This is a genomic window from Streptomyces termitum, from assembly GCF_014650175.1.
In the GTDB taxonomy this organism is placed as follows: Bacteria; Actinomycetota; Actinomycetes; order Streptomycetales; family Streptomycetaceae; genus Streptomyces; species Streptomyces termitum.
The window spans coordinates 155,391-173,372 of the sequence record NZ_BMUL01000010.1 but is presented as its reverse complement, the minus strand read 5'-3'; the positions used below and the strand labels follow the sequence as shown (position 1 = coordinate 173,372).

Genomic DNA, 17,982 nt, shown 5'->3' with positions numbered 1-17,982 from the left:
CGCCTGCTGCGTCCCCGGCCGCCCCCACCCGGGCGGCGGCCCCGGCGGCCCCGGCGGTCCCGTCCTCCTGGACGCCCCCGCCCGCCGCCCCGCGCCCCCGCCCCCGGCCCCCACCATGGCCGAACTCCCCGGCGGCACCTTCCGCATGGGCGACGCCTTCGGCGAGGGCTACCCCGACGACCGCGAGGGCCCCGTCCGCGAGGTCACCGTCGCCCCCTTCGCCATCGACACCACCGCCGTCACCAACGCCCGCTTCGCCGCCTTCACCGCCGCCACCGGCCACCGCACCGACGCCGAACTCCACGGCTCCTCCTTCGTCTTCCACCTCCTGCTCCACCCGGCCGCCGGCCGCCACGTCCTCGGCCGGGTCGCCGCCGCCCCCTGGTGGCTGGCCGTCGAGGGCGCCTCCTGGCACGCCCCCGAAGGCCCCGGCTCCGGCGTCGGCGACCGCCCCGACCACCCCGTCGTCCACATCAGCCACACCGACGCCCTCGCCTACTGCGCCTGGGCCGGACTCCGGCTGCCCACCGAGGCCGAATGGGAGTACGCCGCCCGGGGCGGCGCCGACGGCGCCCGCTACCCCTGGGGCGACGACCTCACCCCCGGCGGCGAGGAACGCTGCAACACCTGGCGCGGCGACTTCCCCCACGCCTCCGCGCGCCCCGGAGGGCGTACCGGCACCGTCCCCGTCACCGCCTACCCGCCCAACGGGTACGGCCTCCACAACACCTCCGGCAACGTCTGGGAGTGGTGCGCCGACGCCTGGGACCCGGACGGCCGCGAACGCGTCGTCCGCGGCGGCTCCTACCTCTGCCACGCCTCCCACTGCAACCGCTACCGGGTCGCCGCCCGCTCCCGCAACACCCCCGACTCCTCGACCGGCCACGGCGGCTTCCGCTGCGCCCGCTCCCTGCCCCCGGAAGGAACCGCCCGCCCATGAGCACCGGCACCCGCCCCGACCCGTACGACGGCTTCCCCGGCCGTATCGGCCGCACCTTCGCCGACTCCGAACCCGCCTGGCCCACCCGTACGACCCCGCCCGCAGGCGCCCCCAACATCGTCGTCGTCCTCGTCGACGACATGGGCTACAGCGACATCGGCCCCTTCGGCTCCGAGATCCCCACCCCGGTCCTCGACCGGCTCGCCGACGACGGCGTCCGGCTCGGCAACTACCACACCATGCCGCTCTGCTCGCCCGCCCGCGCCGCCCTCCTCACCGGCCTCAACCCGCACCGCGCCGGCTACGCCATGGTCGCCAACTCCGACCCCGGCTTCCCCGGCTACGCCATGCGGATCGCCGACTCCGTCCCCACCCTCGCCGAACTCCTCCACGACGCCGGCTACGCCACCTACGCCGTCGGCAAGTGGCACCTCGTCCGCGACTCCGCCTCCCACGCCGCCGACGACCGCGCCGACTGGCCCCTCCAGAAGGGCTTCGACCAGTACTACGGCGTCCTCGAAGGACTCACCAGCCTCTTCCACCCGCACCAGCTCGTCCGCGACAACAGCCCGCTCGACATCGACGAGTTCCCCGACGGCTACTACTACACCGACGACCTCACCGACCAGGCCGTCTCCATGATCACGTCGCTGCGCGCCCACGACCCCGACAAGCCCTTCTTCCTCTACCTCGCCCACAACGCCGTCCACGGCCCCCTCCAGGCCAAGGCCGAGGACATCGCCCGCCACCGGGGCCGCTACGACGACGGCTGGGACGCCCTGCGCGAGCGCCGCTTCGCCGAACAGATCGCCGCCGGCCTCTTCCCGCCCGGCACCGAACTCCCCGCCCGCAACAGCGAGGCGGGCCAGGACGTCCCCGCCTGGGACTCCCTCACCGAGGAGCGACAGCGGCTCTACGCCCGCTACATGGAGGTGTACGCCGCCCTCGTCGACAACATCGACCACAACCTCGGCCGGCTCACCGACACCCTCGCCGCGCTCGGCGAACTCGACAACACCGTCATCCTCTTCACCTCCGACAACGGCGGCACCGGCGAAGGCGGCCGGGAGGGCACCCGCTCCTACTTCAGCCGCTTCGTCCACCACCCCCGCCTCCCCGGCGACTGGAACCCCGACGTGGACCGCGACCCCGACCTCATCGGCGGCCCCCGCAGCCTCGTCCACTACCCGCGCGGCTGGGGCATGGCCTCCAACACCCCCTTCCGCCTCTACAAGGGCCACACCTACGCGGGCGGCGTCCGCGTCCCCTTCGTCCTCTCCTGGCCCGAGGGCGTCCGCACCGGCCGCATCGCCCCCGGCCTCCGCCCCCAGTACCAGTACGTCACCGACATCACCCCCACCCTCCTCGACCTCGCCGGGATCGCCCGCCCCGCGACCCGCCGCCGCGTCCCCGTCCAGGAACCCGACGGCACCAGCTTCGCCCCCGTCCTCGCCGACCCCGCCCACGCCTCCACCCACCCCGAGCAGTACTGCGAGATGACCGGCAACCGCAGCCACTACCGCGACGGCCGCAAACTCGTCACCCTGCACCGGCCCGGCGCCCCCTACGACGACTCCGAATGGGCGCTGTACGACATCCGCACCGACCCCACCGAGATCCACGACCTCGCCGCCGGACAACCCGGCCTCGTCAAGGAACTGGCCGCCGCCTGGGAGGAGGCGGCCCGGCGCAACGGCGTCTTCCCGCTCCCCGACCACAGCGGCGCCCTCGCCCGCCGCAACCCCGCCGAACAGCGCCTCGCCCGCCCCCTCACCCTCCTGCCCGGCACCCCCGAACTGGAGCGCTACCGCTCCTCCCGGCTGATCTCCCTGCGCTCCTTCGCGATCGAGGTCCTCCTCGACGAACCCGGCGAGGGCGTCCTCGTCTCCCACGGCGACCAGGGCGGCGGCTACAGCCTCTACGTCGAGGACGGCCGGCTGGTCTTCGCCTACAACGAGTACGGTCACCTGCGCGAGACCGACGCCGGACCCCTCGGCCCCGGTCCGCACGCCGTCGTCCTCGCCGCCACCGCCGAGGAGGGGCTGCGCTGGCGCTTCACCGTCACCGTCGACGGCGCCGAACGGGCCGCCCCCGACAGCGTCCACCAGCTCATCGGCATGGCCCCCTTCCAGGGCATCAGCGTCGGCGTCGACCGCAAGTCCCCGGTCTCCTGGCCGCTGTACGAACGCCGGCGCTCCTTCCGGCACACCGGCGGCCTCCGCTCCGTCACCTACCGGCCCGGCCCGCCCGGCCCCGATTCCCCCGAGGCCGTCGCCACCGCCCTGGAGGAGGCCGCCGCCGCCTTCGAGTAGCCCCGCCTCACTCCGGCCGCGCGGCGGCGGCGTCCAGCACCTCGTCCAGCGTCGTCGCCGCCATGATCAGCGACAGATGGGTGAACGCCTGCGGGAAGTTGCCCAGTTGCTCCCCGCTCGGCCCGATCTCCTCGGCGAACAGGCCGACGTGGTTCGCGTACGTCAGCATCTTCTCGAACGCGAACCGCGCCGGCCGCACCCGCCCGGCCCGCGCCAGCGCGTCGACGTACAGGAAGGTGCACAGGCTGAACGTGCCCTCGGCGCCCCGCAGTCCGTCCGGCACGGCCCCCGGGTCGTACCGGTGCACCAGACTGTCCCGGACCAGCCCCCGCTCGATCGCGTCCAGGGTGCTCAGCCACACCGGGTCCGTCGGGTTCAGCAGCCCCGTCCGGGGGATCAGCAGCAGCGACGCGTCCAGCACGTCCGCGCCGAAGGACTGCGCCAGCGCCCCCCGCCGCTCGCTCCAGCCGCGCCGCATCACCTGCGAGAAGATCTCGTCCCGCGCCGCCCGCCAGGCATCCGGTGCCGCCGGCCGGCCGAACTCCTCCGCCAGCCGCAGCCCCCGGTCGAAGGCCACCCAGGACATCACCCGGCTGAAGGTGAAGTCCTTCCGCCCGCCCCGGGTCTCCCAGATCCCCTCGTCCGGCGCGTCCCACGACGCCGCCAGCCAGTCGAGCATCCCCGACACCGCCCGCCACCCCTCGTACGTCGGCTGGGTGTCCAGGCCCCGGCCCTGCGCCAGCGCGTACATCGCCTCCCCGAAGACGTCGAGCTGGAGCTGGTCCGCCGCCGCGTTCCCCACCCGCACCGGCGCCGACCCCCGGTACCCCTCGAACTCGGACAGCACCTCCTCCGGCAGCCACGGATCGCCGTCCACCCGGTACATGATCTGGAGCGGCCGCCCGCCCGCCGGACCCTCCGACCGGTCCGCCAGCCGCGCGGTCAGCCAGTCCGTGAACGCCGCCGCCTCCTCCACGAACCCCAGGTCCAGCAGGGCCCGCACCGCCAGCGAACCGTCCCGCACCCAGGTGTAGCGGTAGTCCCAGTTCCGCTCCCCGCCCACCTGCTCCGGCAGCCCCAGCGTCGCCGCCGCGATCGGCGCCCCCGTCGGCAGGTACGTCAGCAGCTTCAGCGTGATCGCCGACCGGTGCACCATGTCGGGCCAGCGCCCCCGGTACCGCGCCCTGCGCACCCACCGCTGCCAGAAGTCCACCGCCTCCCACAGCGCCGCCTCCACCCCGGCGGCGTCCGGCAGCGGCGGCGCCGACGCCCCCGCCCGGTCCACCGTGAACGCGGCCCCCGCCACCTCGCCCTCCGCCAGCTCGATCCGGCCCCGCACGTCGCCCGGCCCGTCCCGCTCCAGCGGCACGTCCGACTGGAGGAAGGCCGCCATCGCCGGCGTACGGAAGGACGCCGTCCGCCCCTCCACCGAGAGCTCGTGCGGCGTCCGCCCGAAACCGAACCGCGGCCGGCACTCCAGCGTGAAGACCACCCGCCCCCGGGTGCACCGCATGACCCGCGTCAGCGCGTGCCGGTCCGACGGCCGGCCCGTCCGGTCCGGCTCCATCCAGTCCATCAGCTCGCCCACCCCGTCCGGCGACATGAACCGCGTCACCAGCAACGCCGTGTCCGGGTAGTACAGCTGCTTGACCGTCACCCCCGGGCCGTCCACCGACAGCCGGAAGTACCCGCCCCGGTCGTGGTCGAGGAGCGCGGAGAAGATCCCCGGCGCGTCGAACCGGGGCGCCGCGAACCAGTCGACCACGCCCTCGTCCGAGATCAGCGCGGCCGTCTGGAGATCCCCCACCAGACCGTGGTCGGCGATGAGCGGATAGCGCTTCATCCCCCCACTATCCGCGATCGGCCCCCGGCGCGCCCGGCGCCGGGATGCCGCCCGCCGACGAGGGGCGCACCATGGGCAGAGTACGGAGAACCGGCGGGGGAGGAGGACGGACGACCGGCCCGGGAACGCAGCCCCCCGGACACGGCGAGGCCATGAACGCACCGCCCGCCGGGAGCAGGCCGCCGAACCGGTGGCCCGGCGCCCCGCGGCCCGGCACGATGACGGGCATGACCGGAGAAGACGACCGCATCCCCGTCCCGCACGCCGGAGCCGACGAGCGCACCACGCTCACCGCCATGCTCCAGTTCCAGCGCGACACCCTCGCCCTCAAGTGCGCCGGCCTCACCCCCGAGCAGCTCAGGGAACGCGCGGTGCCGCCCTCCGGCCTCTCCCTCCTCGGCCTGGTCCGGCACGCCGCCGAGGTCGAGCGGAGCTGGTTCCGCACCGTCCTGGCGGGGGAGGAGAGCCGCAGCCCCTGGACCCCGCCCGGCTCCACCGGCCGGGCCGACTTCGACGTCGAGGACGCCGACGCCGAGGCCGACCTCGCCGTCTGGCGCGCCGAGTGCGCCCGCTCCCGCGCCGTCGTCGACGCCGCCGCCTCCCTCGACGACACCGGCCGCCTCGGCGACGCCGCCTACTCGGTCCGCTACGTCCTCGCCCACATGATCGAGGAGTACGCCCGCCACAACGGCCACGCCGACCTCCTCCGCGAACGCCTGGACGGCGAGACGGGGGAGTGACGCCGCCGCGCCCGGCCCCCTCGCCCCGCCGGTGTACGGCAGGGAGCGGAGGACCGGTCAGCCCTCGAAGCCGATCGTGCCGTCCGGCAGGACCGCCTCCACCCGCGCGCCGTGCTCCACGGTGCGGCTCACCGTGCAGAACTTCTCGTGCGTGAGCCGCACCCCGCGCGCGAACACCTCCGCCGCCTTCGGATTGCCCTCCGGCAGGTCGAACTCGTAGCTCACCCGCACCCGCCCGATCCGCCCGTCGTCCTCCGGCCCGGAGACCGACTCGACGACGATCCGCAGCTCCTCGTGGTCGACCGCCCGCGCGGTCCGGTCGATGACCAGCCCGCCGCAGCCGCCCATCGCCGCGAGCAGCAGCTCCACCGGCGTGAACGACGGCTGCGCGCCGTCGTCGTCGGCCGCGGCCATCAGCACCTCGGCTCCCCGTTCGTTGCGGGCGGTCCACCGCCGGTATCCGGTACGGACGGTCTCGACGCGGTAGTCGGCCATGGGCGCGCTCCTCAGCAGCTGCGATCGACGGTACGACCCGTACGGTACGGCTCCGGGGCCGCCGGGTCCGGGCAGGCCCGCGCGCCCGTGCTTGAATGCCGCGCATGGACGACTCCGCCCGCCTGTGGACCGGCACCCTCCCGACGCTCGACCCGGACGCCGTGGAGGTGTTCCTCGCGGTCGACCTCCTCTCCGCCGACCCCGCCGAACGCCTCGCCGGTGCGCTCCTCGCGCGCGGCCACGAAGGCGAGGAGGGCGTCTTTTATCTCCTCCCGGACGACCTGACCGCCCGCTACCGGCGGACCGGCGACCGGCTGGCCGTCACGCTGGTCTCCCACCGCGCGGTCGTCGCGGCCTGCGCGGCGGACCGCGACGACGCCCCGGACCCGGCTTCCCTCCCCGCCGACCCCCTCGACCCCGACCGGGTCGTCCTGCTGCGCCGCGAGGCGGTCACCGGCTTCGTCCCCGCCGTCCGGGACGGCGAGCACCAGCCCGTCCTCCTCGTCGAGCACGCGGGCGGCACCCTCGCCCCGGCCGACCTGCCCGGCCTCTTCGCACGCGGCGAGACGGGCGTCTTCGTCGTCCCCGCCGCCCCCGCGCCCGCCCCCGCCGCCGGCTGAGTACCCGTCCCGGTGCCCTGAGTACCGGGGCGGATCCGCCGGACGCCCCCGGCGGGTGCAATGGGGCCATGAACCTCCGTGCCCCGCGCCGCCCCCGCCGTGCCGCCGCCACCGCCCTCGTGGCGGCCCTCGGTCCCGTCGTCGTCGGCGCGCTGCTCGCCCGCTCGGTCGGCGGCGACCCGATGGTCTCCGTCAACGCCCTCATCGCCGGCGGCGGGCGCCGCGCCGAGCTCTCGCGCACCCAGCTCCGCGTCTGCCGGGGCCGGCTCACCGCCCGCCGCGCTCAGGCCGTGCGCGGCCTGCGGGCCAGGACGAAGCCCTGGGGCGAGGCGTCCCCGGGGCCCGGCTCGCACACCAGCCGCGCCGACTCCACCAGCCCGGCCGCCGCCAGCAGGCGGGCGATCCGCTCCGGCGCCCACCGGTAGACGTCCAGCTCCACCGCGTGCCCGTAGGCCCGCTCCAGCCGCCGGTGCTCGCGCTCCGGCCCGCCCGTCGCCTTGAAGGCGAGCAGCAGCCGCCCGCCCGGAGCCAGCACCCGCGCGAACTCCCTTAGTACGAGAGCGAGTTCCGGCTCGTCCAGGTGGACGGTCGAGTACCAGGCCAGGACGCCGCCGAGCGCGCCGTCCGGCAGGTCGAGCGCCGTCATCGACCCGACCTCGAACCGCAGTCCCGGATACGCCTCCCGGGCCACCGCCACCATCCCGGGGGAGAGGTCCACCCCGAACACCTCGGCGCCCAGGTCCCGCAGATGGCGCGTCACCCGCCCGGTCCCGCAGCCCAGGTCCGCGACCGCCGCCGGGATCCGCCCGGCCGCCGCCTCCGCCGCCACCTCCCGCGCGAACAGCTCCAGCACCGCCCGGTCCCGGGGCACGGTCTCCAGATGCCCCTCCAGCAGCCGGTGGTAGTCGGCGGCGACGGTGTCGTACGAGCGGCGGACGGCGTCGGCGCGGGGCCCGCCCGCGCGGGAGGAGGTCTCGGTCATGCCCGGCACCCTACGCCGTCCCGCCGCCCGGCCCCGTACGGCGGGGAAACCCGGCGCACCTGACGGAGAGTGCCGCTGACCAGCACCGACCCCGCACGCTTTCTCCACCGAACCGGCCTCGCCGCACCCTTGGATGCGGGATGATCGCCCCCGCACCCGCGAAGGACCGGCCGCCGGGCCGGGACGACAGCAGCGTCGAAAGGCGATCCCCATGGCGAGGCGGCATCCCGCGCGCGACGACGAACAGAGCCCCCCGACCCCGGAGGGGCCCGGCGTCGGCCGCCGCCGCTTCCTCGGGTACGTGCTCGCCGCGCCCACCCTCACCGTCGCCGCCCAGGCCGGTGCCGAGGCCCTCGCCCCGCACGAGGCCGCCGCCGTCGTGCCCTCCCTGCCGGGTCCGGCCGAACTGCTCGACCTCAACGAGCTGCTGACCGCCGCCGCGCTGCCGACCAGCGGCCTGATCACCATCAGGCTCGACCCGGACGGCACCGCCCACTTCGCGCTGCCGCGCGCCGAGGTCGGCCAGGGCGTCACCACCTCCTCCGCGATGCTCATCGCCGAGGAACTCGACCTGCCGCTGGAGAAGGTGCGGGTGACCCTGGCCGACGCCCGCCCCGAACTCCTCTTCAACCAGCTCACCGGCGGCTCCAACACCACCTTCTCCACCTACACCCCGATCCGGGTGGCCGCCGCCGTCGCCCGCGGCCGGCTGCTGCGCGCCGCCTCCCTCGTCCTCGGCGAGGCCGTCTCCACCCTCACCACCAAGGCCGGCACGGTCCTCTCCCCGGCCGGCGCCGTCCTCGGCTACGGCGAACTCGCCGCCCGCGCCGCCTCGGTGACCGGCACCGCCGTCACCGTCTCCCTCAAGGACCGCGCCGACTTCCGGGTCATCGGCACCGCCCGCCGCCGCCTCGACGCCCTCGACGCCGTCACCGGGCGCAAGAAGTTCGCCATGGACCTCTTCGTCGAGGGCGCCCTGCCCACCATGGTGTGCAGGGCGCCCACCCTCAACGGCACCGTCCGCTCGGTCGCCAACGCTGCCGCCGTCCGGGCCATGCCCGGCGTCACCGACGTCGTCACCGTCTCCACCGGCGTCGCCGTCCGCGCCCGCACCTTCGGCCAGTGCGTCGACGCGGTCCGCGCCCTCGACGTCGACTGGGCGCCGGGCACCGCCGAGGGCGCCACCGACGCCACCGTCCTCGCCGAGCTGCGCCGGGCCGAACTCCCGCTCGTCGTCCCGCCGCTCCCGCTGCTCACCAAGGCCGTCGACGCCCGCTTCACCTTCCACTTCGCCAGCAACGGCGCCCTGGAGACCAACTGCGCCATCGCCGACGTCCGCCCCGGCTCCGCCGAGATCTGGGGCTCGATGAAGGCCCCGATCGTCGCCCAGGAGCAGATCGCGCTCCGGCTCGGCCTGCCGGTCTCCGCGGTGAAGGTGCACGTCACCGAGGGCGGCGGCTCCTTCGGCCGCAAGCTCTTCCACGACGCCGCGCACGAGGCCGCCGAGATCTCGCAGAAGCTCGGCAAGCCGGTGAAGCTGATGTGGCACCGCACCGACGACTTCCGGCAGGGCCGTACGCACCCGATGTCCACCTCGCGGGTCCGGGCCACCCACTCGCTGGGCGAGGTCCTCAGCTACGAGCAGCGGCACACCTCGGTCGCCACCGACTTCGGCCACGGCATCGGCGAGGTCCTCACCGCCGAGGCGGCCCGGCTGCCGGTCGCGGACCTCACCTTCTCCGAGACGATGTTCCAGCTCACCCAGATCAGCCCCTACCACCTCGGCGTCACCACCCAGCTCCTCGCCGAGACCGACAAGGGCTACAACACCGGCTCGATGCGCAACATCTACTCGCCCAACGTGCGCACCGCGCAGGAGCTCGTCCTCGACGAACTGGCCCGGCAGCTCGGCGAGGACGGCTACGCGCTGCGCCGCAGGCTGCTGAAGGAGCCCAGGGCGCGGGCCGTCCTCGACAAGGTCGCCCAGCTCGGCCGGTGGGGGCGGCCGATGGCCCCCGGCACCGCGCAGGGCCTCGCCGTGCACGTCGAGTACCACGCGTACGTGGCGATCCTCATGGAGATCGACTGCCGCCCGGAGACCACCGGCCGCACCGTCCCGGACGCGTACACCGGTCCTCGCGTCACCAAGGCGGTCTGCGCGGTGGACGTGGGCCTCGCGGTCAACCCGCGGGGCCTTCAGGCGCAGATGATGGGCGGCATCTCCGACGGCGTCTGCCTGGCCCTCACCTCCGGACTGCACCTGAGGGACGGCCGGTTCCTGGAGAGCAGCTGGGACAACTACTTCTACACCCGGCAGTGGAACACCCCGCCGGAGCTGGAGATCGTCGTCATGCCGCCCACCGGCGACCGGCCCGGCGGCGCGGGCGAGCTGGCCGTCGCGGCGGCCATGGCCTCCGCCGCCTGCGCCTACGGCCGGGCCACCGGCACCATGCCGACGGTCTTCCCCGTCAACCACGGCGAGCCGCTGCCCTTCACGCCCGCCCCGGCCGTCCCGCCGGTCCCCGCCTCCCCGACCGACGGCCGCGACCGCGTCCTCTAGACCCTCCCGGAGTGCCTTCGTGCCCCAGCACACCTTCATCCTCAACGGCAAGGCCGTCACCGCCGAGGTCGAGTCCGACGTGCGGCTCCTGTGGGTCCTGCGGGACGTCCTCGGCGTCACCGGGCCCAAGTACGGCTGCGGGGTCGGCGTCTGCCGGGCCTGCACCAGCCACCTCAACGGCAGGGCGTTCACCCCGTGCGCGGTCCCGGTCGGCGAGCTCGCCGCCGACGACGAGGTCACCACCATCGAGGGCCTGCCGGACACGGTGGGCGCCGAGCTGCACCCGATGCAGGAGGCGTGGCTCGACCTCGACGTGGCCCAGTGCGGCTACTGCCAGCCCGGCCAGATCATGGCGGCGGTCGACGCCGTCCGCCGGGCCCGGGAGGCGGGCCGCGAGGTCACCGAGGCCGACCTCGACGCGCTGCGCAACATCTGCCGCTGCGGCACCTACCACCGCATCCGGCAGGCTGTCCTGGAGGGCGCCCGCCGGATGGGCTGACCGGGCGGCGCGGAAACGCGCGGGGCCCCGCCGCGCGGTGCGGCGGGGCCCCGTGTCATCCGGGTGCCGTGGTTCAGACGGCGGGCGGGACCCGGGAGGGCCGGCCCGAGCCCCGGGTCAGGGCGTAGCCGCCGATCCCGGCGAGCGCCGCGAGGACGCCGCCGGCGGCGGTCCACAGCCAGCGGTCGGACCACCAGCCGGAGGACCAGCCGTCCTCCGGGGCGGCGGCCTCCACCGGGGTGCGACGGTCGGCCTGCTCCTCGGCCTCGGCGATCTCGGCGGTGGTCGCGCCGGGCACCAGCGGGGCGGCGAGCGCCCCGTCGGTGGCGTACCGGCCGCCCCGGTCGGAGACGTCGACGCCGATCCGGGCGGAGAACGACTGCCCGAGGTCCTCCTCCGGGAGGCCGGTGACGGTCAGCCGCACGTAGTAGCTGCCCGGCAGCGGGTCGTCGGCCCAGGCGTCGGCGGAGGCCCGCACGGGCCGCAGCACGCAGGCGAGCTCCAGCGACGCGGTCTCCTTGGCGGCGCTGCGGGACTGGGACCCGTACATGCACGGCTGGCGGCGGCGCAGCCCGTCGTAGACGTCCACCCGCCAGGTGGAGGGGCCGTGCCGCAGGGCGCTCTCGGGGAGCGTCACGGTGGCCTTCACGGTGGGCCGTTCGCCGGTGTCGGCGGGGAAGACCCAGTACAGGTAGTCGCCGGTGGCGGCCTGCGCGGTGGCCTCCTGACCGGGCCGGAAGGCGGCGGCGGTACGGAAGGTGGTGCCGGCCTCGGTGGGGCCCGCGGCCTTCTCGCCGGACGCGGCGGAGGCGCTGGGCGCGGGCGTGTCGGCGAGGGCGCCGGGCGCGGCCGGGCCGAGCAGGGCGGCGGCGGCCAGACCGGCCGCGGCGAGCATCCGTGCGGTACGCATCAGTGGGTCCTCCAGACGGCGAAGCGCCAGCGGGACAGCCAGCCCCAGATCAGTCCGGCGAGGAAGCCGGCGAGCGCCAGCGCGCCGAGCAGCCACCAGCCGCGGCCGAGGCCGAAGGAGGCCACGTCCGAGGCGCTCGCCGGGCCGTCGACGACGTCCACGGTCAGTTCGATCGGCATGCCGGGGGTGGTCTTGACCGACGGGGGAGCGGAGAAGGAGTTGCTGACCTGGAGGCAGACGGTCTCGGCGGCCGGCTTGTCCGCGTCGGCGCCGTCCCGCGCGGGCTTGGGGTAGCGCAGGCCGGTGGAGAGGACGTCGGTGCGGCCGTCGCCGGCCTCGGAGCCGCGCACGATCTCGCGGCCGTGGACGGTCACCGCCCGCAGCAGCACGCCGTAGTCGTCGTTCACGGCCCGGTCGGCGGAGATGCTGACGGAGGCGCGCAGTTCCTGGCCGGGCAGCAGGTCGACCCGGTACCAGCGGTGCTCGCCGAAGGTCTCGCGGTCGGTGTAGAGGCCGGGCTTGAGCTGCGGGGCGCCGGCGCAGCGGGCGCCGCCCTCGGTGGCGACCGGGGTGACCACCGGGTCGGCGGCGCGGTCCACCAGCTGGCGGACGCGTCGGGAGAGTTCGTCGGTGCGGTGCACGGAGGTGTAGGTGCCGCCGGTGGCCTCGGCGATGCAGGTGAGCTGCTGCCGGGTCTTGGCGTCGGGGACGAGGCCCAGGGTGTCGATCACGAGGTGGATGCCCTTGGCGGCTATCTCGCGGGCGACCTGGCAGGGGTCGAGCGGGGCGCAGGTGTCCTCGCCGTCGGTGATGAGGACGATCCTCTTGGTGGCGCCGTCCTCGCCGAGGTCGTCGGCGGCGCCGAGGAGCGCGGGGCCGATCGGCGTCCACCCGGTGGGGGCGAGGGTGGCGACGGCGGCCTTGGCCTCGGTCCGGTCGAGCGGTCCGACCGGGTAGAGCCGGCGGGTGTCCTTGCAGCCGCGCTCGCGGTCGTCGCCGGGGTAGTCGGCGCCGAGGGTGCGGATGCCGAGCCGGACCTCTTCCGGGACGGCGTCCAGGACCTCGTTGAACGCCTGCTTGGCGGCGCTCATCCGGGACTTGCCGTCGATGTCGCGGGCCCGCATGGAGCCGCTGACGTCGAGGACCAGTTCGACCTTGGGGGATTCCTTGGCCGCCGGTTCGTCGGCGGACGCGCTGGTGGGGAGCAGCGCGGCGGTCAGGGCGACGAGCAGCGCACAGGCCCCGGTCGCCAGCCGTTTTCTCGTGATCATCGGCGGATCGTATTGAGGATCGTCCGACAAACCAAAACCGGGGGCCGGGTTCCCGCCTCGGCGGGGCTCCGGCCCCCGGTCGCGCCGGGCGTCCGGCGGCGGTGACGGACTACCAGATCGCCTCGACCCACTCGGGGTGGTCGACGAACGGGTTCCGGTTGCCCTGGTAGGTGGAGAAGACGAGGTCGTTGCGGCGCTCCTCGAAGGCGCTCGGCGGGTCCTGCTCGTTCCACCGCTTCAGGACCGAGAGGCGGCCGTGGAAGGGCACGCTGCCGTTGCCGGTCGACTCGTTGGGCTCCAGGTTCGGCCAGCCGTCGCCGCCCTCGTACCGCACGGCCATGTAGAGGATCATCCGGGCCACGTCGCCCTTGTCGGCGTCGCGCGGCTCGAAGGAGTCGGCGTCGGTGTAGCTGCCGGGGGCGCCGCCGACCGGGCTGCCGCCGTTGTCGAAGTCCTTGTTGCCGCGGACGCTGTTGACCTGGACGTCGGCCGCGCGCAGGTGGTGCAGGTCGGTGCCGGGGCCGGCCGAGGTGCCGAAGCCGCCGTGCGACTGGGCCCAGGTGTGCTCGCGGTTCCAGTTGCCGACGGCGCCGCCGTTGAGGTTCTTGCTCCGCGAGGTGCCGCTGTACAGGAGCAGGACGTTGGCGGAGTTGTTCGGGTCCTGGTCGAGGGTCTTGAGGGCGTTCCAGACCGCGTCGTACGAGATCTTCTTCTGGTCGCTGACGATGGTGTGCAGCGCGGACTTGAGCGGGGCGCCGGTCTTGCCGACCGCGTTCTTGTAGTAGGTGCTGTCGTACGCGGTCGTGGTGGCGGCGGCGGGGGACGCCGCGACCGCGGGGAGCGTGAGGGCGACGAGGGCGGCGGAGAGCGCGGCCCAGACCTTCCGACTGCGTATCCGTGCGACCGACATGGGGGGCCCTTTCCCGGGGACGGCACGCGGGCGTGCGCCGTCCCCGGCTCAAGGGGGAGGCGCTCTACGCGTGTTGACTACGTGTCATCCGGGAGGATGGCAGGGGGGAGCGGCCCGCCGTGTTACGGGGAGAGAGCCGTTCGATGACTTTTTCGCATCCAGGACAACCCTTCGGGTCCGTCCCGCGTCGCTTCCGCCTCAGGCGCCCCGGACGTCCACCGGCATCCCCTTCGGCTCCTTGACGCGCTTCATGATGATCTGCGAGTTCACCTCGGTGACCCCGGCCAGCGCCGTCAGCTGCTCGATCCACAGCCGCTCGTACGCGGCGAGGTCCGCCACCGCGATCCGCAGCAGGCACCCGGGGCTGCCGAAGAGGCGGTACGCCTCGATCACGTCCGGGATCGTCTGGAGCGCCGCCTCGAACGCCTCCACCGTCTCCCGGTCCCGCCGCACCTCCACCGAGACGAGCACCTCGAAGCCGCGCCCCACCGCCTCCGGGTCGATGACCGCCCGGTACCCCCGGATCACCCCGTCCTGCTCCAGCTGGCGCACCCGGCGCAGGCAGGGGGAGGGGCTCAGGCCGACCCGCTGGGCCAGCTCCTGGTTGCTCAGCCGGCCGTCCTGCTGGAGCTCGCGCAAGATGTGGAGATCGATTCGGTCCATGCGGCAATCATCTGCCACGATGAAACATTTCTCCGCCCGTTTTAGCAATCCTCTGCTCACTCTTCCGGCCTAACCTTGCGGAGAGGGCCCCACGCGGGCCCGGACCCCGTGAACGGACCCCCGAAGGGCGGCGAACATGCAGCGGACGAACGACGGCACCCCCCGCCGGATCGTCGTCATCAGCACCGGCGGCACCATCGCCAGCCGCTGGCAGGGCACCGGCTACGCCGCCGACGCCTCCGGCGACGACGTCCTCGCCACCGCGCCGCTCCCCGAGGGCGTCACCGTCGAGGTCACCGACCTCTTCAACGTCAACAGCTCGCGCCTCACCGCGGCCCACCAGCTCGCCCTGCTCCGCACGGTCCACGAGACCCTGGCGGACCCCGGCGTCGACGGGGTGGTGGTCACCCACGGCACCGACACCCTGGAGGAGACCGCCTTCCTCCTCGACCTGCACCACGACGACGCCCGCCCGGTCGTCCTCACCGGCGCCCAGAAGCCCTTCGGCAGCGGCGACGGCGACGGCCCCGGCAACCTGTACGACGCCCTCCAGGTCGCCGCCGGCGTGCGCGGCCTCGGCGTCCTCGTCGTCTTCGACGGCCGCGTCCACGCCGCCCGGGGCACCGTCAAGACGCGGACCCTCGCCGCCGACGCCTTCGCCGACCCCTCCGCCGGGCGGCTCGGCCGGGTCGGCTTCTCCCGCGTCGACATCGAGCGCCGGCCCGAGCGCCCGGCCGCCCTCCCGCTGCCGCCCGCCGCCCGCACCGCCGCGCCGGGCGCCGACGGCCCCGCGCTGCCCCGGGTGGACGTCGTCTTCCACCACACCGACGGCGACCGGCTGCACCTCGACGCCGCCCTCGCGGCCGGCGCCCGGGGCATCGTCCTCGTCGCCACCGGGGCCGGCAACGCCACCCCGGAGATCGCCGAGGCCGTCGCCGAGGCCACCTCCCGGGGCGTCCTCGTGGCCGTCACCACCCGCGTCCCCTCCGGGCCGCTCGCCGAGATCTACACCGGCGGCGGCGCGGTCGACCTGGTCGCGGCCGGCGCCCTGCTCACCGGCACCCTCCGGGCGGGCCAGGCCCGCATCGCGGTCCTCGCGGCACTCCTCGCCGAGACCGGGACTGAGACCGAGTCCGGGACCGACACCGAGGCCGGGGCGGGGGCCGAGTCCGGGACCGGCCCTGTGTCCGCGTCCGGCTCCGGCTCCGACTCCGGTGAGGGAACCGTGTCCGCCCCCGGCGCCGAGGCGGCCCGTCGCACCGCCCTCCTGCGCCGCCTCCTCGACGCCGGGCCCCGGCCCGAGGAGGCCGTCCCCGCCGCCGATCCCGCGCCGGTCCCGGCGCACGCCTGACGGCGGCACCCCCTGAACACCGGCTCGCGGGCGTGAAACTCCCCCCTCCTCCGCCCGTGAGCCGGTGACGCACCCCGAGGCCCGCGCCGCTCTCCGGCGCGGGCCTTCCGCGTGGGCGCGACGCCCCGTACCCGCCGGAAAGTTACCCGTCGGTTTCTCGTGACTTCCTCGACGCCCGGTCGTAGAACGTGTTCCCATTCACTCGCGAGTGAGGAAGATCACATGAGTGGACACCCCCTGTCCGTCCCGGGAACCGACGGATTCAGCCGCCGCCGCTTTCTCGCGGGAACAGGTTCTCTTCTCGGCGCCGCCGCCCTCGCCGCCCACACCGCCGGACCCGCCCGCGCCGAGGTCCCCGGCCTCGATCTCACCCCCGTCCCCGACGGCTCCCACGTCCGCGCCCTCGTCATCGGCACCGGCTACGGCGGCTCGGTCGCCGCCCTCCGGCTCGCCCGCGCAGGCGTCGACGTCCACATGATCGAGATGGGCCAGGCGTGGGACACCCCCGGCCCCGACGGCAAGGTCTTCGCCAACACCACCAAGCCCGACTACCGCTCCTTCTGGCTGCGCGGCCGCACCAAGCAGCCGCTGAGCCAGTTCCTCGGCTTCCCCCTCGACAAGGACGTCCCCTGCCACACCGGCATCCTCGACGCCGAGGACTTCGCGGGCATCACCGTCTACCAGGGCCGGGGCGTCGGCGGCGGCTCCCTCGTCAACGGCGGCATGGCCGTCACCCCGCTCCGGGACCGCTTCCCCGAGATCCTCCCCACCGTCGACCCGGCCGAGATGTACGCCACCTACTACCCGCGCGCCAACGCGGGCCTGGGCGTCACCGAGGTGGACCAGAACTGGTGGGAGGGCGCCGACGCCTACCAGTACGCCCGCGTCGGCCGCAAGCACGCCCAGCGCTCCGGCTTCCCCTTCGTCTTCGTGCCCAACGTCTACGACTGGGACTACATGAAGCAGGAGGCCGCCGGGGCGGTGCCGAAGTCCGCGCTGGCGGGCGAGGTCATCTACGGCAACAACCACGGCAAGAAGAGCCTCCAGAAGACCTACCTCGCCCAGGCCGCCGCCACCGGCCGGGTCAGCGTCTCCGCCCTCCACCGCGTCACCTCGGTCAGCCCGGCTGCCACCGGCGGCTACACGGTCGCCATCGACCAGATCGACACCACCGGCGCCGTCCTCGCCACCAAGACCGTCCGCGCCGACCGGGTCTTCTTCGCCGCCGGCAGCGTCGGCACCAGCAAGCTCCTCACCCGCCTCAAGGCCACCGGCGCGCTGCCCGGCCTCAACGAGCACATCGGCAAGGGCTGGGGCGACAACGGCAACGTCATGTGCGGGCGCGCCAACCACATGTGGGACCCCACCGGCAAGCTCCAGTCCGCCATGCCCACCGCCGGCATCGACAACTGGGAGGCGGGCGGCGCCTTCGCCGAGGTCGCCCCGCTGCCCACCGGCATCGAGACCTACGCCTCCTTCTACCTCTCCATCACCCGCACCCCGCGCCGCGCCGAGTTCAGCTGGAACCCGGCCACCGGCCGGGTGGACCTCAGCTGGGACCGGGCCTGGAAGCAGACCTCCATCGACATGGCCAAGTCCATCTTCGACAAGATCAACGCCAAGGAGGGGACGATCTACCGCAGCGACCTCTTCGGCGCCTACAAGATCTGGGGCGACCACCTCACCTACCACCCCCTCGGCGGCGCCGTCCTCGACCGTGCCACCGACAACCACGGCCGCCTCCACGGCCACCCGGGCCTGTACGCCATCGACGGCTCGCTCATCCCGGGCAACACCAGCGTCAACCCGTTCGTCACCATCACCGCCCTCGCCGAGCGCAACATCGAGCGCATCATCGCCGAGGACTTCTGAGCACGGCCGCGACG

General features: G+C 74.6%; 15 protein-coding genes. 8 read left to right on the top strand and 7 right to left on the bottom strand.

Annotation, left to right across the window (positions count from 1 at the left end; genetic code table 11):
* The first annotated feature begins 115 nt into the window (after window positions 1-115).
* Both IE219_RS20240 and IE219_RS20235 read left to right on the top strand, forming a co-directional pair.
* On the top strand, window positions 116-940 hold the full coding sequence (locus tag IE219_RS20240; RefSeq protein ID WP_189979664.1) for a formylglycine-generating enzyme family protein: 825 nt from the start codon (window positions 116-118) through the stop codon (window positions 938-940).
* Window positions 937-3,252 (top strand): arylsulfatase, encoded by a 2,316-nt coding sequence (locus IE219_RS20235; RefSeq protein WP_189979429.1) that lies wholly within the window; start codon window positions 937-939, stop codon window positions 3,250-3,252. The genes IE219_RS20240 and IE219_RS20235 overlap by 4 nt, the downstream gene beginning before the upstream one ends.
* Window positions 3,253-3,259: 7 nt before the next feature.
* Here IE219_RS20235 and IE219_RS20230 read toward each other — a convergent pair whose 3' ends face one another.
* Window positions 3,260-5,095, bottom strand: a complete 1,836-nt coding sequence (locus tag IE219_RS20230; protein WP_189979427.1) for a glycoside hydrolase family 15 protein — start codon at window positions 5,093-5,095, stop codon at window positions 3,260-3,262.
* A gap of 227 nt (window positions 5,096-5,322) precedes the next feature.
* Between IE219_RS20230 and IE219_RS20225 the strand changes: the two genes are divergently transcribed.
* Window positions 5,323-5,835, top strand: coding sequence for a DinB family protein (locus IE219_RS20225; RefSeq protein WP_189979425.1), 513 nt, complete (start codon window positions 5,323-5,325; stop codon window positions 5,833-5,835).
* Between the two features lie 57 nt (window positions 5,836-5,892).
* Here IE219_RS20225 and IE219_RS20220 read toward each other — a convergent pair whose 3' ends face one another.
* A complete protein-coding gene (locus IE219_RS20220) occupies window positions 5,893-6,330 on the bottom strand; it encodes an OsmC family protein (protein ID WP_189979423.1) in 438 nt (145 codons plus the stop codon).
* A gap of 104 nt (window positions 6,331-6,434) precedes the next feature.
* Here IE219_RS20220 and IE219_RS20215 point away from each other — a divergent pair, with 104 nt between their 5' ends.
* Window positions 6,435-6,950: a hypothetical protein gene (locus IE219_RS20215; protein WP_189979421.1), complete on the top strand. Its 516-nt coding sequence runs from the start codon at window positions 6,435-6,437 to the stop codon at window positions 6,948-6,950.
* 283 nt (window positions 6,951-7,233) lie between these two features.
* Here the strand turns inward: IE219_RS20215 and IE219_RS20210 are convergent, their stop codons facing one another.
* Complete coding sequence (locus tag IE219_RS20210; protein WP_189979419.1) at window positions 7,234-7,932, bottom strand: class I SAM-dependent methyltransferase; 699 nt, start codon at window positions 7,930-7,932, stop codon at window positions 7,234-7,236.
* Between the two features lie 211 nt (window positions 7,933-8,143).
* On the opposite strand from IE219_RS20210, the gene IE219_RS20205 reads away from it, so the two are divergent.
* Entirely contained in the window at window positions 8,144-10,492 is a 2,349-nt protein-coding gene (locus IE219_RS20205; RefSeq protein ID WP_189979417.1) for a molybdopterin cofactor-binding domain-containing protein, read from the top strand.
* 19 nt (window positions 10,493-10,511) lie between these two features.
* Window positions 10,512-10,991 carry a (2Fe-2S)-binding protein gene (locus IE219_RS20200; protein ID WP_189979415.1) on the top strand — a complete coding sequence of 160 codons (480 nt, stop codon included), beginning with the start codon at window positions 10,512-10,514 and terminating at the stop codon, window positions 10,989-10,991.
* Between the two features lie 73 nt (window positions 10,992-11,064).
* Here the strand turns inward: IE219_RS20200 and IE219_RS20195 are convergent, their stop codons facing one another.
* From IE219_RS20195 to IE219_RS20180, 4 genes are all read right to left on the bottom strand, one after another.
* A complete protein-coding gene (locus tag IE219_RS20195; RefSeq protein WP_189979413.1) occupies window positions 11,065-11,901 on the bottom strand; it encodes a hypothetical protein in 837 nt (278 codons plus the stop codon).
* Complete coding sequence (locus tag IE219_RS20190) at window positions 11,901-13,172, bottom strand: VWA domain-containing protein (RefSeq protein ID WP_189979411.1); 1,272 nt, start codon at window positions 13,170-13,172, stop codon at window positions 11,901-11,903. The genes IE219_RS20195 and IE219_RS20190 overlap by 1 nt, the downstream gene beginning before the upstream one ends.
* A gap of 109 nt (window positions 13,173-13,281) precedes the next feature.
* On the bottom strand, window positions 13,282-14,082 hold the full coding sequence (locus IE219_RS20185) for an endonuclease I family protein (RefSeq protein WP_189979409.1): 801 nt from the start codon (window positions 14,080-14,082) through the stop codon (window positions 13,282-13,284).
* Window positions 14,083-14,280: 198 nt separating this feature from the next.
* Window positions 14,281-14,745, bottom strand: a complete 465-nt coding sequence (locus IE219_RS20180) for an Lrp/AsnC family transcriptional regulator (protein ID WP_189979407.1) — start codon at window positions 14,743-14,745, stop codon at window positions 14,281-14,283.
* Between the two features lie 136 nt (window positions 14,746-14,881).
* Between IE219_RS20180 and IE219_RS20175 the strand changes: the two genes are divergently transcribed.
* On the top strand, window positions 14,882-16,096 hold the full coding sequence (locus IE219_RS20175) for an asparaginase (protein WP_189979405.1): 1,215 nt from the start codon (window positions 14,882-14,884) through the stop codon (window positions 16,094-16,096).
* Between the two features lie 222 nt (window positions 16,097-16,318).
* Window positions 16,319-17,968, top strand: coding sequence for a GMC oxidoreductase (locus IE219_RS20170; protein ID WP_189979403.1), 1,650 nt, complete (start codon window positions 16,319-16,321; stop codon window positions 17,966-17,968).
* The last annotated feature ends 14 nt before the right edge of the window (window positions 17,969-17,982 follow it).